Here is a 23420-nt window from a genome sequence, read left to right on the forward strand (position 1 = left end):
GGCGGTAGAAGCCGCTATCGCGGACTACTGGTTCAAATACGTGGGCCTGAACGGCGCCATCGTTGGCATGACCACCTTCGGTGAGTCTGCGCCGGCAGAGCAGCTGTTTGAAGAGTTCGGCTTCACCGTTGACAACGTTGTCGCCAAAGCGAAAGCACTGCTGTAATCGTCTCACCGCTATCGCCCGGAACGTTGCCGGGCGATACTCATAATGTGTTATTTTTTAGTTGCAATATTGTGACTACCGAAGCGATATGCTGCCGTCGTTTATGGCATATTCTTACTCTCTGGCGACCAAGAAGGAGCGTGAGATGCCACCTGAGTACGTTGATTACCTGATCCTCGGCGACGAGCACCATGGCGAAACTTACAGCGATATTAAATCTACCCGCCTGGCCGTACGTTCAAAGTATGCCTCAGATGCTAAACGCACCGTTGATGATGAGCCGATGGTTGCGCCGAAAATGGTGAACTATCATGTTCACGAATATCCAGCGCAGGATGGCCGTTTCTACCTGGTGGCCAGCAACTATCCTTTAAGCCATTTCGATGTTGAGGACGCGTTGATCAAATCCCGCGTCCATCCGCTGCGCGCGTAGCACCTGGCGTTTATCGGCGGGCAGCTTCCGGCTGCCTCGTCATCAATCCCATCTTTATCCTGTCTCTGCCGCGGTGTTGATCGTTATCGTGGAAGACCCTGCGGCGATTCCATCCGCCATGCCCATCAGCCTGTATAAGGAGAGCCTGTGATGCCTTCGCCGATGATTTATCAGCACTTAACGACCTCAGCGCTACTCGAACACGCGGCGCAGTATCATCGCGAGACGGAAATTGTCTCGGTGAGTACTGCCGGAGAAATAGAACGTAGCTGTTGGGGAGAAGTGGCCCGCAACGCCCGACGACTGGGCTCGGTGCTGGCAACGCTGGGTCTGCCCGCTGGCGCCCGCTGCGGTACGTTAGCGTGGAATAACCGTCGTCATCTCGAAATCTATTTCGCCGTCGCGTCCGGCGGTTGGGTGACGCACACTATCAATCCGCGGCTGTCGGTCGAACATCTGTTGTATATCATCAATGATGCCGCCGATGAGGTGCTGTTTATTGACCAGACTTTCCTGCCATTAATACGGCAACTGCAGCCGCAGCTACCGACGGTTAAATATATCGTATTGATGGAGCCGCAAAGTGAAGACGTGCAGGATTTACTGCCGTCATTACGCTTTTATGACCAGCTGTTGCAGCAGGGGGATGCCGACTATTCCTGGCCTACATTGAATGAGCTGACGCCTGCTTCGCTTTGTTATACCTCAGGCACCACCGGCAGGCCGAAAGGCGTACTGAATACCCATCGCTCGCTGGTGCTGCATGCGCTAAGCGGCAACCAGCCGGACGGTGCAGGCATTTCAGCGCAAGATACGCTGTTGCCGGTCGTGCCGATGTTCCACGTTAACGCCTGGGGGACGCCGTTTATTGCCGCGATGGTCGGCGCGCGTCTGGTGTTGCCGGGGCCGCACCTGGATGGCGATAGCCTGCTGCGTCTGCTGAGCGCCGAGAAGGTCAGCGTGGCTTTTGGCGTACCGGTGATTTGGGCCGGACTGCTGGCGGCGCTGCGTAAATCGGATCTTCGCCTGCCTTATTTCAAGCGCTCCTTCGTCGGTGGCTCGGCGTTACCGCCATCGATGAGAGAAGCGTTTAAGCGCGATTATGATATTGAGTTGATCCATGCCTGGGGGATGACGGAAACGTCGCCCATTGGCACGATCAATACGCTGCTCAGTAAGCACGCCGCACTCCCGGCGGAGCTGCAGCGTCAGCAGAGTGATGGGCAGGGACGGCCGATTTTCGGCATTGATCTGCGGGTGGTGGATATCGACGGGAAACCGCTGCCTTGTGATGGCAAAAGTCAGGGATATTTGCAGGTTCGCGGCCACTGGGTGGTCGATCACTATTTTGGTCGCGATGAGAGTGCGCTGACCGCTGATGGCTGGTTTGATACCGGCGATATCGGCACCCTCGACGTTAACGGCTATCTGGTTATCCACGATCGGGCGAAAGATATTATTAAATCTGGCGGGGAGTGGATCTCAACCGTCGAGCTGGAGAATATCGCCATCGCCCATCCTGCGGTGCGCAGCGCCGCAGCGATTGCCGCACGTCATCCGCGTTGGGATGAACGCCCGGTGTTGCTATGCGTCCGCGCTGACGGGGGCGAAGTCGAAGAGGCCGACCTGCTGGTCTGGTATCAGGAGCGGGTGCCAAAATGGCAGATCCCCGACCGCATAATTTTTATCGATGCGTTGCCGGTTAGCGCCACCGGTAAGGTGCTTAAAAATCGCCTTCGTGACGAGTACGGCCAGATTTTAATGCGCGAAGAAAGATGACCACCGCTGAGTCTGTGTATTATCTATAGCATCAGGCGGGTAGGGGAAAAAAGGCGGAACCAGGGTTCCGCCTTACGGGGTTAGCGCCCGGCTTTCAGTTTCTGGTAATACTCTTCATAAATGGCGCTGGCGCTGCCGACGTCATTTTGCCATTCGCCTTTTTCGATAGTGGCGGCATCCGGATACAGCGATTTATCGTTGGCGACTTCCGGGCTGAGCATTTTGCGCGCGGCCAGGTTTGGCGTCGGATAACCGATAGTTTCGGCTACCTGTTTCGCGACATCAGGGCGCAGCAGGAAGTTAATCAACTTAAGCGCGCCGTCAACGTTTTTGGCATTCGCCGGAATCGACAGGCTATCCATCCAGAAAATGCCGCCTTCTTTTGGCCAAATCACTTCCAGCGGGGTGCCAGCCTGACGCGCGACATAAGCGGAACCGTTCCAGACCATGCCAAGGTTCACTTCACCTTCCATATACGGGTTTGCCGGGTTATCGGAGTTGAACGCCGCGACGTTTGGCATCAGCTTTTTCAGCTCGTTATAAGCCGCTTCAATCTCTTTTGGATCGGTGGTGTTGCCGGAATAGCCCAGTTTGCGCAGCGCCATCTGGAACACCTCGCGCGCGTCGTCGGTCAGCAGCAGGCTGCTTTTATATTCCGGTTTCCACAGGTCGGCCCAACTGGTTACGGTTTTCGGGTCGATAGCATCGCTATTGACGCCGATTGCCGTCGCGCCCCAGATGTAGGGAATCGAGTAGTCGTTATTCGGGTCGAAAGGTTTGTTCAGCATCTGCGGATCGAGGTTGCTGAAGTTACTCAGCTTGCTCTTGTCAATCTTTTGCAGCATGCCTTCTTTGCGCATTTTGTCGACGAAATAGGTTGATGGCACCACCAGATCGTAAGCGCCGTCTTTATAGGTTTTGAGCTTGGCGTACATGGTTTCATTCGACTCGTAGGTCGAATAGATCACCTTGATGCCGGTCTCTTTGGTGAACTGTTCCAGCAGGCCTGGCGGCACGTATTCGGTCCAGTTATAGAAGTAGAGCGTTTTGCTATCGTCCGCCTGCGCGGCGCCCATGCCCAAAGCCAGAGCGCCCGCAGCGAGCAGGTGGCGTGACCATTTTTTCATTTTAACGTCCCCTGAGTTTTATCACGTGCAATTAACTGACTGGCGATAACCATCACCAGCGAAAGAACCAACAGAATCGTCGCCAGCGCGTTCACTTCTGGTGAAACGCCGACCTTCACCATGGAGTAGATCTTCAGCGGCAGGATTTCATAACCCGGACCCGTAACGAACGAAGAGACCACCACGTCATCCATCGACAGGGTAAAGCTCAATAGCCACCCGGCCGCTACCGCCGGCAGTGCCAGCGGCAGGATGATTTTGCGCAGGATGGTCATCTCGCTGGCGCCGAGATCTTTCGCCGCTTCCAGCATGCGCACATCAAAGCCTTTCAGGCGAGAGAACACGGTCACCACCACGAATGGCAGGCAGAAGGTGATATGCGAAAACAGCAGCGACCAGAAACCCAATTGAATACCGATCAGCATAAACAGCACCAGCAGGGAGATAGCCATCACGATATCCGGGGACATCATCACGACGAATAGCATTCCGCTGACGAACGGCTTACCGCGAAAACGGTAGCGATACAGCGCCACGGCGGTGAGCGAGCCGATAAGCGTGGCGAAGGTTGCCGACAGCACCGCCATGGTCAGCGAGTGCTGGGCGGCCTGCAGCAGGCTATCGTTATTCATCAACAGGCTATACCAGTCGGTGGTGAAGCCTTGCCAGTTGATACCAAAGCGTGAACGGTTAAACGAGTTAACGATCAGAATAATAATAGGGATGTAGAGATACGCGTAAATGGCGGTCATAAAGCCGCCGCGCAGCAGTCGACCGATCATTCCAGCTCCACCTTTTTATTCAGCAGGCGCGCCGCGCGCCAGTAAATCAACAACATCAGCCCCATCACCAGCGTTAAGGTAATACTGGTTGCCGCGCCGAATGGCCAGTCGCGGATATTAAGGAACTGACTCTTGATAACGTTGCCGATCAGCAGATTTTTGGCGCCGCCCATCAGGTCTGAGACGTAAAAGAGCCCCATTGCCGGCAGCATCACCAGCAGACAGCCGGCGATAATTCCCGGCATGGTCAGTGGAATAATGATGCGGATAAAAGTCTGCAGCTTGCTGGCGCCGAGATCTTTTGCCGCCTCCAGCAGCGGGCGATCCAGTTTCTCAATGCTGGAGTAGAGCGGCATCACCATAAACGGCAGCAAAATATAGACCAGGCCGATAATCACCGCTGACGGCGTGTACATAATGCGTACCGGCGTATCGATAATCCCTAACCACAGCAGGAACTCGTTCAGATAGCCTTTGGTACTGAGGAAAATCTTCAGCCCATAGATGCGGATCAGCGAGTTCGTCCAGAACGGGACGATCAGCAGGAACAGCAGCAGCGGGCGTACCTTTTGCGGCAAGCGCGCCAGGAACCACGCGAACGGGTAGCCCAACGCCAGGCAGGCGAGGGTCGCCAGCAGCGCCATATTCAACGAGTGCAGCAGCACATCGTAATAGAGCGGATCCAGCAGCCGCGAGTAGTTATCCAGCGTGAAGACCATTTTGACGAAGTTCGCATCGTCGCGGGTCAGGAAGCTGGTGGCGATGATCATCAGGTTGGGCAGAAAGACGAACAGCACAAGCCAACCCACGATGGTGGCGATCACCACATTTTGGAATTTACTGGTGTTCTTCATCGGCCAGCACAACCTCCCAGCTTTCTACCCAGTTAATCGCCATTTTCTGGTCGAGTGAGTGGTCAAAGTCCGGATCGTCTTCATTGAAGAATTCGCTGACCATAACCATCTTGCCGTTTTCCAGCTCAACAACTGACTCAAGGGTCATCCCCTTGTAGTTGCGTTCGCGCACGTAACCGATAAGGCCATCCGCTTCGCTGCCGTGATGAATTTCATCAACGCGGAGATCTTCCGGGCGCAGCAGAACGTTCAACTGTTGCCCTTTTTCAACGGCGAAGTTGACATAGATATTGCACTCGCGGCCTTCGACGCAGGCGCGTACGCGCTGTTCATCCAGGCGTTCAATAACGGTCGCGTTGAAGATGTTGATTTCGCCGATAAAACTGGCGACGAACAGATTCTTCGGCTCTTCGTAGATTTCACGCGGGGTACCGTCCTGCTCGATTTTGCCATCGCGCATTACCACAATGCGGTCGGACATGGTCAGGGCTTCTTCCTGGTCATGGGTGACGAAAACAAAAGTGATGCCCAGCTTGCGCTGTAGCGCTTTGAGTTCGTTCTGCATCTGCTTACGCAGCTTGTAGTCGAGCGCTGAGAGGGATTCATCAAGCAGCAGCAGACGCGGTTTGTTGACCACCGCCCGGGCGATGGCGACGCGCTGCTGCTGGCCGCCGGAGAGCTGGTGAGGCTTACGCTGGGCAAACTCTTCGAGCTGTACCATTTTCAATGCGTCCACCACCCGCGGGGTGATTTCTGCCGCCGGGGTTTTCTGCATCCGCAGGCCGAAGGCGACGTTTTCGAACACGGTCATGTGCGGGAAAAGCGCATAGCTTTGGAATACGGTATTGACGTGGCGGTTTTCCGCCGGGACATGGGTAATATCCTGGTCTTCCAGGTGGATACGTCCGATATCGACGCTTTCCAGACCAGCAATTAGACGAAGAACGGTTGTTTTACCGCAGCCAGAGGGGCCAAGCAGGGTGAGAAATTCACCATTATTGATGGTTAAGTTGAGATCGGAGATAACGGTCTTACCATCAAAGCTTTTGCGAATTCCCGCCAGTTGTACCAGCGGAGAAAGCGAACGCGGTTGTATATTCAATTTTTGACTCTGTCCCATGTAGACGCAACGGAAAAGGGATCGCTGCGGGGTTTGTGATTAACCACCTTTGGGGTTGCACATAATTAATAAGGGCCAGCATTTTACGGCAAACGATTGTAATCGCCAATCATTGTTGTACCGCGGTGTATCACCTTTACACATAATGCACGTAAATGTATTAAATTTTGGTTTACGGGCTAAAAATGACCTGACGCAATATTTGTCTTTTCGCCCTTATTGATAATGTTGTCACAAAAAAAGAGGGTGGCCACATGGATAAATTGCTTGAGCGTTTTCTGCAGTATGTTTCTTTAGATACGCAATCGAAGCCTGGCGTGCGTCAGGTTCCCAGTACCGAAGGGCAGTGGAAGCTGCTGCGCTTGCTGCAGAACCAGCTGGAAGAGATGGGGCTGGTCAACGTGACGTTAAGTGAGAAGGGCACGGTGATGGGGACCCTGCCGGCCAACGTCGCAGGCGAAATCCCGGCCATCGGTTTTATTTCCCACGTTGATACCTCGCCGGATTTCAGCGGTAAGAACGTGAATCCGCAAATTGTCGAAAACTACCGCGGCGGCGATATCGCCCTCGGCATCGGCGATGAAGTGTTGTCGCCGGTGATGTTCCCGGTTCTGCATCAACTGTTAGGCCAGACGCTTATCACCACCGACGGTAAAACGCTGCTCGGCGCCGACGATAAAGCGGGCATCGCAGAGATCATGACGGCGCTGGCGACGCTGCAGGCGAAAAAGATTCCTCACGGCGATATTCGCGTCGCCTTCACGCCGGATGAAGAAGTCGGCAAAGGCGCGAAGCACTTTGACGTCGCCGCGTTTGATGCCCGCTGGGCGTACACTGTGGATGGCGGCGGGGTCGGCGAACTGGAGTTTGAAAATTTCAATGCCGCCTCGGTGACCATTAAAATTGTTGGCAATAATGTGCATCCCGGCACCGCGAAAGGGGTGATGGTTAACGCTTTATCGTTGGCGGCGCGTATTCACGCCGAAGTGCCGGCCAGTGAGGCACCGGAAACCACCGACGGTTATGAGGGCTTTTATCACCTGACCAGTATCAAGGGCAGCGTTGACCGGGCGGAGATGCACTACATTTTGCGTGATTTCGATCGCAAGCAGTTTGAAGCGCGCAAACGCAAAATGATGGAGATCGCCAAAAAGGTCGGTAAAGGGCTACATCCGGATTGCTACATCGAACTGGTGATCGAAGATAGTTATTACAACATGCATGAGAAGGTGATTGCCCATCCGCACGTAGTGGACATCGCGCGTCAGGCGATGGTGGACTGCGATATCGAGCCGCAGATAAAGCCAATCCGCGGCGGTACCGACGGCGCCCAACTCTCTTTCATGGGGTTACCGTGCCCGAATCTGTTTACCGGCGGCTATAACTATCACGGTAAGCACGAGTTTGTCACTCTGGAGGGTATGGAAAAAGCCGTGCGGGTGATTGTGCGGATTGCGGAGCTGACGGCAAAACGCTAAATCCAGAGCCCGGTCCTGTAGGCCCGGTAAGGCGTGAGCCGCCACCGGGCAAAAAGAGTCCATCTAAGCTGAAGAGGAGGGAACCTCTGATGTCAAATTATCGCCGTAGTTATATCCCCGGCGGCTGCTGGTTCTTCACCGTAAACCTGCAAAATCGCCACAGCGATCTGCTGACACGACATATTGATCATCTTCGTGCCGCGATAGCCTGTGCTAAACGTAAAAGACCTTTTCAGATTAACAGTTGGGTTGTGTTACCTGAGCATATGCACTGTATCTGGACGTTACCGGAGGGTGATTCCGATTATTCCGCTCGTTGGCGGGAAATTAAAAAGTCTTTTACGCGTGCGTTAGCGCAAAACCAGATCTGGCAGCCGCGTTTTTGGGAACATACCATCCGTAATGATGAAGATTATCGGCGCCATATGGATTACGTTTATATCAATCCAGTGAAACATCGGCTTGTTGGATGCGTGAGGGATTGGCCATATTCAACGTTCCACCGCGATGTGAGGAAAGGGTTATATCCTGAGGATTGGGCTGGGGATACGGTCGAAATAGATGCCGGAGAGCGGCGGTAATATGCCGGATGGCGGCTACGCCTTATCCGGCCTACGGTACCGATGCCATTTGTCGGCCCGGTAAGCGCGCCGCCGGGCAGGGTGTGGGTTGATGCTGTTTGTCGGCCCGGTAAGCGCAGTGCCACCGGGCAGGGTGTGGTTGATGCCCGTTTGTAGGCCCGGTAAGCGTAGCGCCACCGGGCAGGGTGTTGTTGATGCCGTTGTAGGCCCGGTAAGCGCAGCGCACCGGGCAGGGTGTGGGTTGATGTGGTTTGTAGGCCCGGTAAGCGCAGCGCACCGGGCAGGGTGTGGGTTGATGTGGTTTGTAGGCCCGGTAAGCGTAGCGCCACCGGGCAGGGTGTGGTTGATGCCGTTGTAGGCCCGGTAAGCGCAGCGCCACCGGGCAGAGTGCCGACTCAGTCCTCGAAGAACCAATAGCCGCTGTTGACCAGCGCCGCCAGCATGGCGAGGAACGACGGGTCTTCCAGCGCATCGCCGAAATGTTCGGCGCGCAGCGACAGGTGCGTTGCCAGCGCGTCAAGCGCCGGGCGGTGCGGAGAATTGATTTTCTCGCCGTTGACGAACACTTCGCCATCGATTCGCAGCACGCGCAAGCCGCCGAGGCGGGCGAGCTTATCGCCCTGCTGCAGCGCATCGTAAATTTCATCTGGCTGATATGGCGGCTCCGGCGGCGCCACGTCAAGCTCGTGGCGGGATTGGGTAATGAACTCGCCAAACCACTGCTTAAAGTGCTCAGGCTGGTTAATCAGCCCCAGCATCATCTCGCGCAGACGATCCAGCTCAACCGGCAGAATATCGGCCGGATGGTCGCGGGATGGCACGTCCGGGTCGGCATAGCGCTGGCTACCCAGTTCTCGTTGCAAAATATAGTCAGCAAAGCCGCTGAACAGCTCGCGAGCGTTCGGCGCACGATAGCCGACCGAATAGTTAAGCGAATTTTCCAGCGAATAGCCTTCATGCGGGAATCCTGGCGGAATGTAGAGAATATCGCCAGGTTCCATCTCTTCATCGATGATGGCTTCAAACGGATCAACCTGCAGCAGATCCGGATGCGGGCAGTGCTGTTTCATCGGTACCTTTTCGCCCACGCGCCAGCGCCGGCGGCCGGTACCCTGAATGATAAACACGTCGTATTGATCAAGGTGCGGGCCCACGCCGCCGCCGGGGACGGAGAAGGAGATCATCAGGTCATCGATACGCCAGTCCGGTAGGGCACGGAAGGGATGCATCAACGCCGCCGTCGGCTCGTGCCAGTTGTTCACCGCTTGCACCAGCAGCGACCAGTTGTTTTCGCTAAGATGATCGTAGCTTTCAAATGGACCATGGCTGACCTGCCATTTTCCGTCCTGATGACTCACCAGACGGCTGTCGACCTCGCTCTCCATGGCCAGGCCGGCCAGTTCATCCGGGCTGATTGGGTCGATGAAATTGGCGAAGCCGCGCTTTAACACTACCGGGCGTTTTTGCCAGTAGCGTTCGATAAAGTCGGGCCAGTTTAGCGTTAATTGATAGTCCATATTTATATTCCACAGCAGGTGTCTGTCTGGGATTATAACGGATGCGGCGCCGCGGCGATGCAGGCGCCGTTAAAAAACTGTTGCGTTAGCTCTCTTTATCATCAGGAAGCTGGCGGCCAAAGATAACTTCCATGCAGGCGCCGCCGAGCAGGCTGTCGCCGGTCAGGATATCGCCGTCGTACTGTTCAACGATATCGCGGGCGACAGACAGGCCTACCCCCTGACCCGGACGCAACGTATCGGCGCGCTGGCCGCGATCGAACACCGCCGTGCGCTGGTTGCGGGGAATTCCGGGACCGTCGTCCTCCACCAGAATATGCAGCTGGTTGTCGTTGGTCTGGCGTACCGAGACTTCGACAAACTCCAGACAGTACTTGCAGGCGTTATCGAGCACGTTGCCCATCACTTCCATAAAGTCGTTCTGCTCGCCGACAAAGCTTATCTCCGGCGAAATATCCAGCGTGATGTTAACCCCTTTACGCTGGTAGACCTTATTTAAAGCAGAGGTCAGGCTATCCAGCAGTGGGGCGATCGGGTGTAGTTCGCGGCTGAGAAGCGCATTGCCGCTGCGCATGCTGGCGCGGTGCAGATAGTAGCCGATTTGCTGCGATATGCGGCTAATCTGCTCCAGCATCACCGGCTCCGCTTCGCTGACGCTAATTTTCTCGCCGCGCAGCGAACGTAGGGTGCTTTGCAGCACCGCCAGCGGTGTTTTCAGGCTGTGGGTTAAGTCAGTGAGGGTGGTTCGGTATTTGTCGTAGCGGTCACGTTCGCTTTTCAGCAGGCGATTGAGGTTACTGACCAGGCCGGTAAGTTCACGAGTGGTGTGAGAATCGAGCCTCTCACGATGATGTTCTTCCAGCTCGCGGACCTCTTTCGCCAGTGATTCGATAGGGCGTAAACTCCACCAGGCGGCAAGCCACAGCAGCGGGATGACCAGCAACAGGTTGGCCGCCAGCACGTAGATAAACCAGCTCCACACCATGTAAGAGCGTTTTAGCTCCACCGGAATGGTGTCGACCACCACAATGCTTAATTGCGGCATCTTCGCGGTGGCCGGATAGAGATTAATCGCCACCGAGTGCGTCATCTCCGAGGAGTCATCTTCCTCGCGGATGGCGTCAAGCTGCTCGCGAATTTCATCATTATTGCGCAGCAGCATACTACTGCTGCCTACATCGGCTTCGATTTCATGAAAGCCGTTGCTTTTCAGCCATTCAGGTTGGATCCGCTTCACCAGCCAGGGGACGTCATGCTGTGCCCACAGCAGTTTACCTTTGGCGTCGTAAATCAGCGTCACCGTCGGGCTCTGCATATTCAGGTGTTCCGGAATATCGACATCGATGTGGTTATTTTCCCACTTCGCCAGCATGTAGAACAGGTTGCTCTCGCCGCGCAGCAGGCGGAAAGTGGTTTTATCGAAACTGACGCTGTAGCCTACCAGCGCAACCATGCCGTAGGCCAGCGACAGGATCAGCACCACGGCGGCCGTCGCCAGCAGGAAGCGGACGCGCAGTGAAAGCGGGAGAATATGTCGCAACACGCCTTTCATCCGCGCAGTTCGAATAAGTAGCCCTGACCGCGCACGGTGGTGATCACCTCTTGCGGATATTGCGTCTGGATTTTCTTACGCAGCCGCCCCATCAGTACATCAATAGTGTGGCTTTCGCGGAGTTCGGCATCCGGATAGAGCTGCAGCATCAGCGAATCTTTGCTCACCACTTTGCCGCGGTTGCGGATTAGCGTTTCCATAATGGTGTACTCAAAGGCGGTGAGCTTAATCGGCTGGTCATTGACCGATAATTCGCGGCGCGATAAGTCAACCTGGAAAGGCGGAATCGAAATTACCTGTGACGCCAGGCCGCTATTGCGACGCAGCAACGCCTGCATGCGGGCGGCGACCTCTTCGATATGGAAGGGTTTGGTGACGTAGTCATCGGCGCCGGCGCTCAGCACCTCGACTTTATCCTGCCAGCCTTCACGGGCGGTCAGTACCAGTACCGGTACCGATACGTCGTGACTACGCCAGCGGCGGATCAGCGACAGGCCGTCTTCATCCGGCAGGCCAAGGTCAACGATGGCGACATCCGGGATATGCTCGCCCAGGTAGTAATCTGCTTCCTTTGCATCTTCCGCGGCATCCACCTGATGCCCCAGTTCCTGTAGCTGGACCTTGAGGTGATGGCGCAGCAGAGCATTATCCTCAACGACGAGTACGCGCATGCCCATTCTCCATTTCATTTTCGATTTGAATAGTTTAACGCGATTATGTGGCGCTGGGGGTAAACATTATTTAAACCAGGCGGGAGAGAGATTTTTTTGCGTGGAAAGTGGAAGGTTGCCAGGTAGCATGCGCGAAGAGATTGCCCATGCTACCTGAGGCAGGCTGGTTACTTCAGCTCGTCGACCATGGTGATCGCGCGGCCGATGTAGTTAGCCGGGGTCATCGCCTTCAGGCGGATTTTTTCTGCTTCCGGCAGCGGCAGGCCGTCGATGAACTGCTGCATACCTTCGGCGTCAACGCGCTTACCGCGGGTCAGCTCTTTCAGCTTCTCGTACGGCTTTTCGATACCGTAGCGGCGCATCACCGTCTGGATCGGCTCAGCCAGCACTTCCCAGTTGTGATCCAGTTCGTCCAGCAGACGATCCTGGTTCAGCTCCAGCTTGCTCACGCCTTTCAGGGTGGATTGGTACGCGATCAGCGCATAGCCGATGCCCACGCCGAGGTTACGCAGCACGGTGGAGTCGGTCAGGTCGCGCTGCCAGCGGGAAACCGGGAGCTTGCTGGCCAGGTGCTGCATCACGGCGTTCGCCAGGCCCAGATTGCCTTCGGAGTTTTCGAAGTCAATCGGGTTCACTTTATGCGGCATGGTTGAAGAGCCGATTTCACCCGCGATGGTTTTCTGTTTGAAGTGGTTGAGCGCGATGTAGCCCCACACATCGCGATCGAAATCGATCAGGATGGTATTGAAGCGCGCGATGCAATCAAACAGTTCGGCGATGTAGTCGTGCGGCTCAATCTGGGTGGTGTACGGGTTCCACTGAATACCCAGCGAGGTAACGAACTCTTCGCTGAACTGATGCCAGTCAACTTCCGGATAGGCGGCGATGTGGGCGTTGTAGTTACCGACCGCGCCGTTGATTTTACCGAGGATTTCCACCTGGTTCAGCTGACGGTACTGGCGCTCCATACGGTAGGCGACGTTAGCCATCTCTTTGCCCATGGTGGACGGGGTCGCCGGTTGACCGTGGGTACGAGAAAGCAGCGGCACGTCACGGTATTGGGTCGCCAAATCTTTAATCGCGTCAATCAGTTTACGCCAGTACGGCAGAACCACTTCGTCACGTGCGGTTTTCAGCATCAGCGCATGCGACAGGTTATTGATGTCTTCAGAAGTACAGGCGAAGTGAATGAATTCTGACACCGCGTGCAGCTCGGCGATATCGGCGACTTTTTCCTTGAGGAAATATTCTACCGCTTTCACGTCGTGGTTGGTGGTGCGTTCGATGGTTTTGATACGCTCCGCGTCCTCTACGCTGAAGTCGGCAACGATTTTATCAAGGAAACCGTTTGCGTCGGCAGCAAAAGCAGGAACTTCCTTGATCGCTGCGTGCGCGGCCAGTTTTTGCAGCCAGCGGACTTCTACCTGTACACGGAATTTCAGCAAACCGAATTCGCTGAAGATACCGCGCAGCGCGCTGACTTTATCGCCGTAGCGGCCGTCTACGGGGGAAACGGCGGTCAGTGAGGATAATTCCATAAATCATAACTCCGGGGTTAAATGAGCAAGAATTTGTTTTGCCTGGTTAACCAGACGATTGCGAGAAAACATGAGCTGCAGACGTCCGCCGCCAACCTGATGCCAGAGCACGGCGGAACGAATGCCGGCGAGCAGGGTAGAGCGTACCTTCGCCTGAACCTGCGGGCTTTGCAGCACGGCAGGAGAACCGGTGACCTGAATGCGCGGCCCCAGCGGGCTGATGACGTCAACGTAAATGCCGGCCATCGCGCTGAGCAGCGTTTCAGATTGTAGATCAAAATGTTCTAACTGACGGCGCAGGCCGCCGATGCGGTTGCCGAGGGTATCCATCGCCCCTTTGCTGGCGGCGAGTTTACGTTCCAGCACCATCAGGCTTAATGTGTAGCGGGTGAGCTCCGCGTTGAGGCCCTGACGGCTGCTGGTATTCAGCACGCCGAGCAGAGTCTCAAGCCCGAGACGAAGATTGGCTTCACTCCCACCGAATACCGCCAGCGTTGAATCCGGGTCGAGATCGATGATGCTGTTCAGCGAAACGTGCAGGGCGTCGCTGTCGCAATGCCCCTGATGCGCCAGTTGCTGAACCAGCCGCGCCGCCTGGCATACGCCCGCCAACGCCAGAGTGATGTCATAATAATTCTTCGCCACGCTTACTCCTTGTAACCCGCCGGGCGTTAATCAGGCATCCGGCGGAAAATGGTCGATCAAGACGCCAGCGGCAGACGCTGTTCGATAATTCCGCCGCCGAGACACACTTCGCCGCTATAGAAAACAGCCGACTGTCCCGGCGTCACGGCAGCGACGGGTTCATCAAAGATAACCTCGATGCGGTCGTCATCCAGCGCCTTCACGGTGCAGGGGATGTCGGTCTGGCGGTAGCGGGTTTTCACCGTGCAGCGAAGGGTGCCCTGCAGCGGCTGACGATCGACCCAGTGTAGCTGCTGGGCAATCAGGCCGACGGACATCAGACGCGGGTGATCGTGACCCTGGGCGACGATCAGCACGTTGTTTTCCACGTCTTTATCGACCACGTACCACGGATCTTCGCTACCTTCTTTGGTGCCGCCGATGCCGAGCCCTTTACGCTGGCCGAGGGTGTGATACATCAGCCCTTGGTGTTCGCCGATCTCATCGCCGTCGACGGTGATGATTTTGCCCGGCTGCGCAGGCAGATAGCGGCCCAGGAAGTCGCGGAATTTACGCTCGCCGATAAAGCAGATGCCGGTAGAGTCTTTTTTCTTCGCGGTGATAAGATCCAGCTCTTCGGCGATTTTACGCACCTGCGGCTTTTCCAGCTCACCGACCGGGAACAGACTTTGCGCGATTTGTTCGTGGCTGAGGGTGTAGAGGAAATAGCTCTGGTCTTTATTACCGTCGAGCCCGCGCAACAGTTGGCTTTTGCCGTTGACATCGGCGCGGCGCACGTAGTGACCGGTGGCGATGTAATCAGCGCCGAGGTCTTCTGCGGCGAACTCAAGGAAGGCTTTGAATTTGATCTCTTTGTTGCACAGGATATCCGGGTTCGGCGTACGGCCTGCTTTATACTCTTCGAGGAACAGCTCGAAGACGTTATCCCAGTATTCTGCGGCAAAGTTGACGGTATGCAATTCAATACCGAGCTTATCGCAGACGGCTTGCGCGTCGGCGAGGTCGGCAGCGGCGGTGCAGTATTCCTCACCGTCGTCTTCCTCCCAGTTCTTCATGAACAGGCCTTCCACCTTATACCCTTGCTGTTGCAGAAGGTAGGCGGAAACAGAGGAATCGACGCCGCCGGACATGCCGACGATCACTTTTTTTGGACTTTCTGACATTGGAATACTCACCACATTGAACTTCAAGGCGGCGTATTCTAGCACGCGTCAACCGTTCAGGCACCCCCTGTGAACGGCCAGTTAAATTCCGCAATCAGCGACAGCGGATGCCGCGGATCCTGCTGATAGCTGCGAATGCTTTCCGCCACCAGCGGCGAGCGCAGGTTTTTAGCGTTAAGAATTTCTTCAGCGTTGAGCCACAGACAGCGGTCGATGTCGCTATCATGCGGTTCAGTAGCGCACGTATCGTTAAGCTCAATGGCAAACAGAAAGCGCAGGAACGGCGTATTATCCGGGGCTTGCCACTGGTGCATGCGGATGAAGTGCTGCGGCGCGGCGCGAATACCGGTCTCTTCCCACAATTCACGCTCGGCGGCCTGCGCCAGAGTCTCATTGGCTTCGAGATGACCGGCTGGCTGGTTCCATAGCGCTTTGCCGTTAATCGTCTCTTCAACAATCAGGAATTTGCCTTTGGCGTGAACCACGCAGGCGACGGTGACGTGCGGTTTAAACATCGAGCTTCCTTATGAATGCGGTTATTCGGTTTGGCGCCATTCGCCGTTGGCTAAGCCATCAAGCGTATAGCCGCCCATGGCGTAGCGAATTAGCCTTAGCGTCGGGAAACCGACATGGGCGGTCATCCGACGAACCTGACGGTTGCGCCCCTCATAGAGGGTGATTTTTAGCCAGCGAGTGGGAATCGATTTACGCTCGCGAATCGGCGGATTGCGCGGCCAAAGCCAGGCGGGTTCATCCACCAGCTCCACGCCGGCAGGTAGGGTGGGTCCATCGTTTAGCGTCACTCCGTCGCGCAGCGCGCTGAGCGCGTCTTCTGTAGGTTCGCCTTCCACTTGAACGTAATAAATCTTGCCGGTGCGCTTACCGGGCTGGGTCAGTTTTGCCTGGAGCGCGCCATCGTTGGTCAGCACCAGCAAACCTTCGCTGTCGCGGTCAAGACGACCGGCGGCGTAAACGCCGGCGACCGGAATAAAATCCTTCAGCGTGCTGCGCCCGGACTCGTCGGTAAATTGCGGCAACACATCGTAGGGTTTATTGAACAAGATCACAGTTTTAAGCTGGCGTTCTTTACGTTGTCTGGTCACTTGTTGTGTGCTGAATCGCTCAACGCGATGTTTTCTAAATGAAGTTTTCTGCATGGTATTTTCAGGCTCTCTCAATTGCCGCATTATAGCCTAATTACGAATGCCTTTCATGGACGCAAACATTCAGGTAGTATTGACATGCTCATTACAAATTATTAACAAAAAATTGCTCAAACCGATTCGCAATACAGGCAGGAAGGCAACACGGACGCGAATCTCCGGTTAGCGGGGCGACCCGGTACTCAGGAGTAGGCCGACTAAGCCAACACCAGGCTCGCGTGAAGAGGGAAGAGCAGAACCAGAAGCGCTCGAAGGAGAGGTTAATGGAAAGCAAAGTAGTAGTTCCGGCGGAAGGTCAGAAAATCACCCTGCAAAACGGCAAACTGAACGTCCCTCATAACCCGATTATCCCGTTCATTGAAGGCGATGGTATCGGTGTTGACGTTACCCCAGCGATGCTGAAAGTGGTTGATGCCGCCGTTGAGAAAGCCTATAAAGGCGAGCGTAAAATTTCCTGGATGGAAGTTTACACCGGTGAAAAATCTACCCACGTTTACGGCCAGGATGTCTGGCTGCCTGCTGAAACCCTCGATCTGATTCGTGATTACCGCGTTGCTATTAAAGGTCCACTGACGACGCCAGTTGGCGGCGGTATCCGTTCTCTGAACGTGGCGCTGCGTCAGGAGCTGGATCTCTACGTTTGCCTGCGCCCGGTACGTTACTATCAGGGTACCCCGAGCCCGGTTAAACACCCGGAACTGACCGATATGGTTATCTTCCGCGAAAACTCCGAAGATATTTATGCGGGTATCGAGTGGAAAGCAGATTCTGCCGAAGCTGACAAAGTTATCAAATTCCTGCGCGATGAGATGGGCGTGAAGAAAATTCGCTTCCCGGAACATTGCGGTATCGGCATCAAGCCGTGCTCTGAAGAAGGTACCAAACGCCTGGTACGCGCCGCTATCGAATACGCGATCACCAACGATCGTGATTCCGTGACCCTGGTGCACAAAGGCAACATCATGAAGTTCACCGAAGGCGCGTTCAAAGACTGGGGTTACCAGCTGGCTCGCGAAGAGTTCGGCGGTGAGCTGATCGACGGCGGCCCGTGGGTGAAAATCAAGAACCCGAACACCGGCAAAGAGATCGTGGTTAAAGACGTGATCGCCGATGCGTTCCTGCAGCAAATCCTGCTGCGTCCGGCTGAATACGATGTTATCGCCTGTATGAACCTGAACGGCGACTACATTTCTGACGCCCTGGCGGCGCAGGTTGGCGGTATCGGTATCGCGCCGGGCGCCAACATTGGCGACGAGTGCGCGCTGTTCGAAGCCACCCATGGTACTGCGCCGAAATATGCCGGCCAGGATAAAGTGAATCCAGGTTCCATCATCCTGTCTGCAGAAATGATGCTGCGTCACATGCAGTGGTTCGAAGCCGCAGACCTGATCGTTAAAGGCATGGAAGGCGCAATCGCTGCCAAGACCGTGACCTATGACTTCGAACGTCTGATGGAAGGCGCGAAACTGCTGAAATGCTCTGAGTTCGGCGACGCTATCATCAAAAACATGTAATCCATTTTTCTGGATTAATGCGAAACGGGAGCCTAAGGGTTCCCGTTTTTATTTGCTTTGTACCGGGTTATCCATAATTAAATAACAGTGAGCTATTCATGCCCGCTGCCGCTTGCTACGGTAAATCATCCATTGGCTGTATTTATTGCCATATTTTGCCTGGTTTTTTCAGGTTATTATTATTAGAGGTGATATTATGAAAAAGATTATTCTGACCCTGGTATTAGCATCAGCAAGTATTTCTGCCTTCGCGGGTTACCATCCGGTCGCAAGGACCGCAGCCGTAGCCTCAGCCGATCATCCGGTGGCGGTAGCGGCGGCAACCGGCGATAACGGTAACCATCCGGTGGCGCGCACCGCGGCTGTCGCTTCGGCTGACCATCCGGTGGCGGTGGCGGCGGCAACCAGCGATAACGGTCGCCACCCAGTTGCGCGTACCACGGTTGTCGCTTCAGCGGATCATCCGGTCGCAGCGGCGGCAGTGACCAGCCATTAATAATCCTCTTCCCGGCGCCACGCCGGGATTTAGCTACTGCTCACGTCTGCGCATCGATTTCCTTTCCTGCTCCGTTTTACGCTATATTGGCGCTATTATCGTAAATTATCTCTTTATCACAGGTAACATCTGCCATGGCTTTGATCCCTAAAAACTATGCCCGCCTGGAAAGTGGCTATCGCGAGAAGGCGCTTAAAATTTATCCATGGGTCTGCGGACGCTGCTCGCGCGAGTTTGTCTACTCCAACCTGCGTGAACTGACGGTACATCACATCGATCACGATCATACCAATAACCCGGAAGATGGCAGCAACTGGGAACTATTGTGTCTGTATTGTCACGATCACGAGCATTCCAAGTACACTGAGGCCGACCAGTACGGTACAAGAGTGGTGGCCGGTGAAGATGCGCAAAAGGATGTCGGTGAAGCCACCTACAATCCTTTTGCCGATTTAAAAGCCATGATGAACAAGAAGAAGTAGCTACGCTTCGTCGTAATGCGCATAGCCTGGCTGCTAATTGACGCCCAGACGCAGGGCTAAATCCTGCGGGTAGGGATCAAAATAGTTCTGCGTCTGCAGATAGCGGTCGGGATATTCGGCCAGGTAGTGCTTAAGCAGCGTCACGGGCGCCAGAATAGGGAGCAGCCCCGCGCGATAATGTAGTATCACGTCACGCAGCTCACCGCGCTGACGGCTATTCAACCGTTCGCGGAAATAGCCCTGAATATGCATCAGCACATTGGTGTGGTTTTTCCTGGAGGCGGTATTTTTCAGGATCGCCATCAGTTTATCGCGGTAGGCGACGAAAAAGGCATCCAGGTCCTGCCATTGATGCATCGAGGCGACGAAAGGGCCAATTTCGCGATAGCCGGCCTGATGATGCGCCAGCAACTGCAGTTTATAGCGGCTATGAAAATCCATTAACGCCCGACGGGTCAGGCCATTGGCCCGCAGCGTATTCAGTTCATGTAGGGCGAAAAGACGCTCGACAAAATTCTCTCTTAACTGCGGGTCGTGCAGTCGTCCATCCTCTTCTACCGGCAACCACGGATAGGCTTCCATCAACGCGCGGGTAAACAGGCCGGTACCTTCTTTGCGCCCACGGTTGCCTTTTTCATCATACAGGCGCACGCGTTCCATACCGCAGCTCGGTGATTTGGCGCAGACGATAAAACCCGCTAATTCGCCGAGCCCAGGCAGGTAACCGGCGGTAAAATTCTTCATTTTGCCCGTGACATCGTCGTGCGGGTCGCTGCTAAAACGCATCTGAATCTCACCTGCGCCGGTCTGCACCAGGCGCAGGGCCGGTCGAGGAGAGCCCAGGCCGATGGCCATTTCCGGACAAATGGGTTTGAAGGTTACCCACGGCGCCAGTTCATCCATCGCAAATGGCGATCGTTTATGTCCGCCATCAAAGCGCACGGACGAGCCGGTTAAACAGCCGCTGATGCCAATGACAGGTTGCTTATTCATGGCGTACTCCTCGCTTTGTTCTCACTGGATGAGCCGTCCCGCAAAAGCGTTCGACCCGATATATTAAACTTACACAATCATGATTTTTTGTCCAAGTTTTTGGTGTGCTTTTTTAGCGGAGAACATCGCGCACAGGTGCAAAGCTTTTTTACAGCGAGATAACGTCCAGAGAGGCAACGTGCTGGCGCCAGAGGTCTATCTGCCTCTGGCGTGCGGCGGTGAGCTGGCCCGAGGTCACCAGTAACCAGCGGCGTTGAGGGAATATTTCCGGGGCCAGCGCGGTGGGCGGCATCGGCAGCACATCAATGCGATGACCTTGTCCGGTGCGCATGAGCGCTTCCAGCCAGATTTCACATGGGTCGCTCAGGTGCCAGCCGGTAATCAGATAGTTATCGCCCGGCGCGCGTTTATCGCCTTCAAGACAAAAGGAGGTGTAGGAGATGATAATGCCGTCGAGGAGCTCACGCAGGGTCTGCATCGCCGGCACATTAGCCGATACCTTACTGCGTAACGGGCGCAATACGTTGGTAACCAGCTCAGGGCGGGGATATTCCCGACCGGCGTCGTAAATCAGCTGGCGCAGGGATTCGATTTTTCCCTCTTTCAGCCGCTGCAGCATGTTGTCCTGCAGGACAAGCCAGTTATTGCCTGGGCCGCTATCAGGGCGGGTCAACAGCGGTTTGACCTGGCTTACGGGAACACCTTTTTTTACCCAGTCGAGAATTTTCAGCGCCAGCTGGACATCGTTATCGTTATAGAGGCGGTGGCCTCCATCGGTGCGCTCGGGTTTAAGCAGGCCGTACCGGCGTTGCCAGGCCCGCAGCGTGGTTGCGTTGATGCCGCAAAGACGGGAAAATTCGCCGATGGAGTAAGACATTGCAATTACCTGATAACCGAGATTGCTTCTAATATACTACGGATGACGGCCGGTTGAATGCCGTGTTGCTGGTAATAAAGCGCTAGTCTTATGCTTTAAAATCGATACTCGTATTTTTAAACGTCTGATAAGCGTCATCATCCGGCGCGGCGGGAATGTCTGCTTGCATAAATGCGGCTACAACAGTGTTGCATAGTTCTTCATCACCCTTTTCCACGGTAGCGGAATTTACGGTGCCATCACGCTGCAGCGACAAACGAATACGACAGGTTTGCCCGGGATACTCCACGGAATCAGGCATTTTGGCTTTGACGGCGGTCATTATCTGATACGCGTAGGTAGCCCGACTTGATGGCTTCGTCGAAGGGAGGCTGGCGAAAAGGTCGTCTACTTCGGTGGCGCTCGCCGCCGCGCGCGGCGTGGGCTGATGATGGTGACAACCTGCCAGCAGTAAAGGGAACAATAACAACACCAACGGCGATTTGTTCAGCATGGTAACGCGTCCTTGTTTGTTTGGTATGGGCCAATCATAACGGTAGGCGCTACGACCTGATAGCTGCTAAACATAGGTGCTTCTACCGTTCGCTCACCGATTCCCTGGAGACGATTATCACGACGGTAAGCGCAGTGGTGGCGTTTGAGAGCCGGAGACGCTTCGTCGCCAGGCGCCGGGCGCCTGACCATACTGGCGTTTGAAGCTGCGGTTAAAAGATTGCTGGGAGTCGAAACCCAGCGCTATCGCTACGTTTAAAATGGGCTCGTCGCTGTTGGCTAAGCGCTCGACCGATCTTTGCAGCTTATGCATGCGAATATATTCAGCGAGAGGGTAACCGGTGTGCTCCTTGAAGATCCGCTGCAGGTGCCATTTCGAATAGCCCGCGCGCCTGGCAACGGTCTCGATATCCAGACGGCTCTCGAGATTATTGTCGATCCAATCGAGTAGATCATGAATTACCGCAGCAGTATTCATCTTGCGCTCCACGTAATTATAAAAGCATCTTTAATTGTTGCATTTAAAGGTGGCTCGTTTTGGCATTAATTGCAAGTTTTATTGTTGCAATTAATGCCTTGCCGTAAACAGGCCTTTCTGCAGCCAGAGGAATAGCACAGAAAGTGCAACAATTATTCTTGCACTTAGTTAAGCGCCTTCCTACAATCGCCGCGATAGTGTATTCGCAACTGTTACAGTTTTGTGGCGATGAACGACACAAATGGCCTCAAGCCTGCCCGGACAAAGGAAGTGGCGCGGCGTCTCCCGCAGCGTCTTGCCCGGCGGCGACAATTACCGGAATAAAAATAATGAGCCTGCAAAAAACCTGGGGAAAACGTCATCTGACTTCAGTAGGTATGGTGCTACTCTCGGCGCTGCTCGCCGGCTGCGATGAAGGCGTCGCGCAAAACGCCGCGCCGCAAGCGCCTGCCGTCAGCGCCGCTGAGGTGGTGGTGAAATCCATTAGTCAGTGGGATAGCTTTAATGGCCGGATTGAGGCGGTGGAAAGCGTGCAACTACGTCCCCGCGTCTCTGGCTACATTGATAAAGTGAATTACACCGACGGTCAGGAGGTGAAGAAGGGGGAGGTGTTATTCACCATTGACGATCGAACCTATCGCGCCGCGCTGGAACAGGCGCAGGCAAGCCTGGCAAGAGCGAAAACGCAAGCCAGCCTGGCGCGCAGTGAAGCAAACCGCACCGATAAATTAATCAATACCAACCTGGTATCCCGGGAAGAGTGGGAGCAGCGCCGCTCCGCCGCGGTCCAGGCGCAAGCGGATATTCGCGCCGCGCAGGCGGCGGTTGATGCCGCGCAGCTTAATCTGGACTTCACCAAAGTGACCGCGCCTATCGACGGCCGCGCCAGCCGCGCGTTAATCACCAGCGGTAATCTGGTCACCGCCGGCGATACCGCCAGCGTTCTTACCACGCTGGTGTCGCAGAAAACGGTTTACGTCTACTTTGACGTGGATGAGTCTACCTATCTTCACTATCAAAATCTTGCCCGCAGGGGGCAAGGGGCCTCCAGCAGCCACCAGGCATTACCGGTTGAGATCGGCCTTGTGGGCGAAGAGGGCTACCCTCATCAGGGCAAAGTGGATTTTCTGGATAATCAGTTAACGCCGAGCACCGGTACGATCCGCATGCGCGCGCTGCTGGACAATTCGCAGCGTCTGTTCACGCCGGGACTCTTTGCCCGCGTCCGCTTGCCGGGCAGCGCTGAATTCAAAGCCACGCTTATCGACGACAAAGCGGTACTGACCGATCAGGACCGTAAATATGTCTATATCGTTGATAAAGAAGGTAAAGCTCAGCGTCGCGATATCGCGCCGGGGCGGCTGGCTGCCGGTTTACGTATCGTCAAACAGGGGCTGAACCCAGGCGACAAAGTTATCGTCGATGGCTTACAAAAAGTGTTTATGCCGGGGATGCCGGTTAACGCGAAGAACGTTGCCATGACTACCAGCGCCGCCCTCAACTGATCCCTTATCTGAGA

At 55.1% G+C, this 23420-nt stretch carries 25 protein-coding genes; 9 read left to right on the forward strand and 16 right to left on the reverse strand.

Features of this window, described 5'->3' with window-relative positions; genetic code table 11:
• The 3 genes from ACSEMK_RS17155 to ACSEMK_RS17165 form a co-directional block, all read left to right on the forward strand.
• Window positions 1-166: transketolase-like TK C-terminal-containing protein (locus ACSEMK_RS17155; protein ID WP_435336619.1), on the forward strand; the 166-nt coding region annotated here is incomplete at its 5' end.
• Between the two features lie 145 nt (window positions 167-311).
• On the forward strand, window positions 312-599 hold the full coding sequence (locus ACSEMK_RS17160; protein ID WP_015367155.1) for a hypothetical protein: 288 nt from the start codon (window positions 312-314) through the stop codon (window positions 597-599).
• A 150-nt stretch (window positions 600-749) separates the two neighbouring features.
• Window positions 750-2378, forward strand: coding sequence for a long-chain fatty acid--CoA ligase (locus ACSEMK_RS17165; RefSeq protein ID WP_430915299.1), 1629 nt, complete (start codon window positions 750-752; stop codon window positions 2376-2378).
• An 80-nt stretch (window positions 2379-2458) separates the two neighbouring features.
• Here ACSEMK_RS17165 and potD read toward each other — a convergent pair whose 3' ends face one another.
• Genes potD through potA form a run of 4 tightly spaced genes read right to left on the reverse strand, consistent with a single transcriptional unit; the run spans window position 2459 to window position 6261 of the window.
• Entirely contained in the window at window positions 2459-3505 is a 1047-nt protein-coding gene (gene potD, locus ACSEMK_RS17170; RefSeq protein ID WP_020079135.1) for a spermidine/putrescine ABC transporter substrate-binding protein PotD, read from the reverse strand.
• Window positions 3502-4287: a spermidine/putrescine ABC transporter permease PotC gene (potC, locus tag ACSEMK_RS17175; protein ID WP_012968557.1), complete on the reverse strand. Its 786-nt coding sequence runs from the start codon at window positions 4285-4287 to the stop codon at window positions 3502-3504. Before potC ends, potD begins: the two co-directional genes overlap by 4 nt.
• Window positions 4284-5141 (reverse strand): spermidine/putrescine ABC transporter permease PotB, encoded by an 858-nt coding sequence (gene potB, locus ACSEMK_RS17180; protein ID WP_113374186.1) that lies wholly within the window; start codon window positions 5139-5141, stop codon window positions 4284-4286. The genes potC and potB overlap by 4 nt, the downstream gene beginning before the upstream one ends.
• The gene (gene potA, locus ACSEMK_RS17185) at window positions 5125-6261 is read right to left on the reverse strand and encodes a spermidine/putrescine ABC transporter ATP-binding protein PotA (protein ID WP_087857978.1); all 1137 of its coding nucleotides are present in this window, start codon (window positions 6259-6261) and stop codon (window positions 5125-5127) included. Before potA ends, potB begins: the two co-directional genes overlap by 17 nt.
• A 254-nt stretch (window positions 6262-6515) precedes the next feature.
• Here potA and pepT point away from each other — a divergent pair, with 254 nt between their 5' ends.
• Window positions 6516-7739 carry a peptidase T gene (pepT, locus tag ACSEMK_RS17190; protein ID WP_087857977.1) on the forward strand — a complete coding sequence of 408 codons (1224 nt, stop codon included), beginning with the start codon at window positions 6516-6518 and terminating at the stop codon, window positions 7737-7739.
• A gap of 89 nt (window positions 7740-7828) precedes the next feature.
• Window positions 7829-8320: an REP-associated tyrosine transposase gene (locus ACSEMK_RS17195; protein WP_430915290.1), complete on the forward strand. Its 492-nt coding sequence runs from the start codon at window positions 7829-7831 to the stop codon at window positions 8318-8320.
• Window positions 8321-8715: 395 nt separating this feature from the next.
• On the opposite strand, the gene ACSEMK_RS17200 is transcribed toward ACSEMK_RS17195, so the two are convergent.
• The 8 genes from ACSEMK_RS17200 to rluE all read right to left on the reverse strand — a co-directional run bounded on the left by ACSEMK_RS17200 (window position 8716) and on the right by rluE (window position 16593).
• Window positions 8716-9837 (reverse strand): cupin domain-containing protein, encoded by a 1122-nt coding sequence (locus ACSEMK_RS17200; protein WP_045375085.1) that lies wholly within the window; start codon window positions 9835-9837, stop codon window positions 8716-8718.
• Between the two features lie 85 nt (window positions 9838-9922).
• Window positions 9923-11389, reverse strand: coding sequence for a two-component system sensor histidine kinase PhoQ (gene phoQ / locus ACSEMK_RS17205; protein ID WP_045393745.1), 1467 nt, complete (start codon window positions 11387-11389; stop codon window positions 9923-9925).
• Window positions 11386-12060, reverse strand: a complete 675-nt coding sequence (phoP, locus tag ACSEMK_RS17210) for a two-component system response regulator PhoP (protein ID WP_047046826.1) — start codon at window positions 12058-12060, stop codon at window positions 11386-11388. Before phoP ends, phoQ begins: the two co-directional genes overlap by 4 nt.
• Window positions 12061-12227: 167 nt before the next feature.
• Complete coding sequence (gene purB / locus ACSEMK_RS17215) at window positions 12228-13598, reverse strand: adenylosuccinate lyase (RefSeq protein ID WP_045393751.1); 1371 nt, start codon at window positions 13596-13598, stop codon at window positions 12228-12230.
• 3 nt (window positions 13599-13601) lie between these two features.
• Entirely contained in the window at window positions 13602-14243 is a 642-nt protein-coding gene (hflD, locus tag ACSEMK_RS17220; RefSeq protein ID WP_015367144.1) for a high frequency lysogenization protein HflD, read from the reverse strand.
• 56 nt (window positions 14244-14299) lie between these two features.
• A complete protein-coding gene (gene mnmA / locus ACSEMK_RS17225) occupies window positions 14300-15406 on the reverse strand; it encodes a tRNA 2-thiouridine(34) synthase MnmA (protein WP_015367143.1) in 1107 nt (368 codons plus the stop codon).
• A gap of 56 nt (window positions 15407-15462) precedes the next feature.
• Window positions 15463-15921, reverse strand: a complete 459-nt coding sequence (locus tag ACSEMK_RS17230; RefSeq protein ID WP_020079131.1) for an NUDIX hydrolase — start codon at window positions 15919-15921, stop codon at window positions 15463-15465.
• A gap of 21 nt (window positions 15922-15942) precedes the next feature.
• On the reverse strand, window positions 15943-16593 hold the full coding sequence (gene rluE / locus ACSEMK_RS17235) for a 23S rRNA pseudouridine(2457) synthase RluE (protein WP_087857973.1): 651 nt from the start codon (window positions 16591-16593) through the stop codon (window positions 15943-15945).
• 239 nt (window positions 16594-16832) lie between these two features.
• On the opposite strand from rluE, the gene icd reads away from it, so the two are divergent.
• From icd to yajD, 3 genes are all read left to right on the forward strand, one after another.
• The gene (icd, locus tag ACSEMK_RS17240) at window positions 16833-18083 is read left to right on the forward strand and encodes an NADP-dependent isocitrate dehydrogenase (RefSeq protein ID WP_015705065.1); all 1251 of its coding nucleotides are present in this window, start codon (window positions 16833-16835) and stop codon (window positions 18081-18083) included.
• 196 nt (window positions 18084-18279) lie between these two features.
• Entirely contained in the window at window positions 18280-18579 is a 300-nt protein-coding gene (locus tag ACSEMK_RS17245) for a hypothetical protein (RefSeq protein WP_113374181.1), read from the forward strand.
• A gap of 134 nt (window positions 18580-18713) precedes the next feature.
• Window positions 18714-19061, forward strand: coding sequence for an HNH nuclease YajD (gene yajD / locus ACSEMK_RS17250; RefSeq protein WP_015367133.1), 348 nt, complete (start codon window positions 18714-18716; stop codon window positions 19059-19061).
• Between the two features lie 33 nt (window positions 19062-19094).
• On the opposite strand, the gene ACSEMK_RS17255 is transcribed toward yajD, so the two are convergent.
• The 4 genes from ACSEMK_RS17255 to ACSEMK_RS17270 all read right to left on the reverse strand — a co-directional run bounded on the left by ACSEMK_RS17255 (window position 19095) and on the right by ACSEMK_RS17270 (window position 21901).
• Window positions 19095-20054 carry a YbgA family protein gene (locus ACSEMK_RS17255; protein WP_430915289.1) on the reverse strand — a complete coding sequence of 320 codons (960 nt, stop codon included), beginning with the start codon at window positions 20052-20054 and terminating at the stop codon, window positions 19095-19097.
• A gap of 148 nt (window positions 20055-20202) precedes the next feature.
• Complete coding sequence (locus ACSEMK_RS17260; protein ID WP_430915288.1) at window positions 20203-20931, reverse strand: MerR family transcriptional regulator; 729 nt, start codon at window positions 20929-20931, stop codon at window positions 20203-20205.
• Window positions 20932-21019: 88 nt separating this feature from the next.
• Window positions 21020-21424 (reverse strand): cell envelope integrity protein TolA, encoded by a 405-nt coding sequence (gene tolA, locus ACSEMK_RS17265; protein ID WP_430915287.1) that lies wholly within the window; start codon window positions 21422-21424, stop codon window positions 21020-21022.
• Between the two features lie 117 nt (window positions 21425-21541).
• Entirely contained in the window at window positions 21542-21901 is a 360-nt protein-coding gene (locus ACSEMK_RS17270) for a helix-turn-helix domain-containing protein (protein ID WP_045393772.1), read from the reverse strand.
• A 329-nt stretch (window positions 21902-22230) separates the two neighbouring features.
• On the opposite strand from ACSEMK_RS17270, the gene ACSEMK_RS17275 reads away from it, so the two are divergent.
• Window positions 22231-23406, forward strand: a complete 1176-nt coding sequence (locus tag ACSEMK_RS17275) for an efflux RND transporter periplasmic adaptor subunit (RefSeq protein ID WP_271031896.1) — start codon at window positions 22231-22233, stop codon at window positions 23404-23406.
• Window positions 23407-23420 lie beyond the last annotated feature (14 nt).

It is taken from the genome of Klebsiella sp. K-3 (assembly GCF_051207495.1).
Classification (GTDB): Bacteria; Pseudomonadota; Gammaproteobacteria; order Enterobacterales; family Enterobacteriaceae; genus Klebsiella; species Klebsiella aerogenes.

Excerpts from the sequence above, each read along its gene's own strand:
- ACSEMK_RS17160 (WP_015367155.1), top strand. The coding sequence starts at position 312 with ATGCCACCTGAGTACGTTGATTACCTGATCCTCGGCGACGAGCACCAT.
- ACSEMK_RS17165 (WP_430915299.1), top strand. The coding sequence starts at position 750 with ATGCCTTCGCCGATGATTTATCAGCACTTAACGACCTCAGCGCTACTC.
- potD (WP_020079135.1), bottom strand. The coding sequence starts at position 3,505 with ATGAAAAAATGGTCACGCCACCTGCTCGCTGCGGGCGCTCTGGCTTTG.
- potC (WP_012968557.1), bottom strand. The coding sequence starts at position 4,287 with ATGATCGGTCGACTGCTGCGCGGCGGCTTTATGACCGCCATTTACGCG.
- potB (WP_113374186.1), bottom strand. The coding sequence starts at position 5,141 with ATGAAGAACACCAGTAAATTCCAAAATGTGGTGATCGCCACCATCGTG.
- potA (WP_087857978.1), bottom strand. The coding sequence starts at position 6,261 with ATGGGACAGAGTCAAAAATTGAATATACAACCGCGTTCGCTTTCTCCG.
- pepT (WP_087857977.1), top strand. The coding sequence starts at position 6,516 with ATGGATAAATTGCTTGAGCGTTTTCTGCAGTATGTTTCTTTAGATACG.
- ACSEMK_RS17195 (WP_430915290.1), top strand. The coding sequence starts at position 7,829 with ATGTCAAATTATCGCCGTAGTTATATCCCCGGCGGCTGCTGGTTCTTC.
- ACSEMK_RS17200 (WP_045375085.1), bottom strand. The coding sequence starts at position 9,837 with ATGGACTATCAATTAACGCTAAACTGGCCCGACTTTATCGAACGCTAC.
- phoQ (WP_045393745.1), bottom strand. The coding sequence starts at position 11,389 with ATGAAAGGCGTGTTGCGACATATTCTCCCGCTTTCACTGCGCGTCCGC.
- phoP (WP_047046826.1), bottom strand. The coding sequence starts at position 12,060 with ATGCGCGTACTCGTCGTTGAGGATAATGCTCTGCTGCGCCATCACCTC.
- purB (WP_045393751.1), bottom strand. The coding sequence starts at position 13,598 with ATGGAATTATCCTCACTGACCGCCGTTTCCCCCGTAGACGGCCGCTAC.
- mnmA (WP_015367143.1), bottom strand. The coding sequence starts at position 15,406 with ATGTCAGAAAGTCCAAAAAAAGTGATCGTCGGCATGTCCGGCGGCGTC.
- ACSEMK_RS17230 (WP_020079131.1), bottom strand. The coding sequence starts at position 15,921 with ATGTTTAAACCGCACGTCACCGTCGCCTGCGTGGTTCACGCCAAAGGC.
- rluE (WP_087857973.1), bottom strand. The coding sequence starts at position 16,593 with ATGCGGCAATTGAGAGAGCCTGAAAATACCATGCAGAAAACTTCATTT.
- icd (WP_015705065.1), top strand. The coding sequence starts at position 16,833 with ATGGAAAGCAAAGTAGTAGTTCCGGCGGAAGGTCAGAAAATCACCCTG.
- ACSEMK_RS17245 (WP_113374181.1), top strand. The coding sequence starts at position 18,280 with ATGAAAAAGATTATTCTGACCCTGGTATTAGCATCAGCAAGTATTTCT.
- yajD (WP_015367133.1), top strand. The coding sequence starts at position 18,714 with ATGGCTTTGATCCCTAAAAACTATGCCCGCCTGGAAAGTGGCTATCGC.
- ACSEMK_RS17255 (WP_430915289.1), bottom strand. The coding sequence starts at position 20,054 with ATGAATAAGCAACCTGTCATTGGCATCAGCGGCTGTTTAACCGGCTCG.
- ACSEMK_RS17260 (WP_430915288.1), bottom strand. The coding sequence starts at position 20,931 with ATGTCTTACTCCATCGGCGAATTTTCCCGTCTTTGCGGCATCAACGCA.
- tolA (WP_430915287.1), bottom strand. The coding sequence starts at position 21,424 with ATGCTGAACAAATCGCCGTTGGTGTTGTTATTGTTCCCTTTACTGCTG.
- ACSEMK_RS17270 (WP_045393772.1), bottom strand. The coding sequence starts at position 21,901 with ATGAATACTGCTGCGGTAATTCATGATCTACTCGATTGGATCGACAAT.
- ACSEMK_RS17275 (WP_271031896.1), top strand. The coding sequence starts at position 22,231 with ATGAGCCTGCAAAAAACCTGGGGAAAACGTCATCTGACTTCAGTAGGT.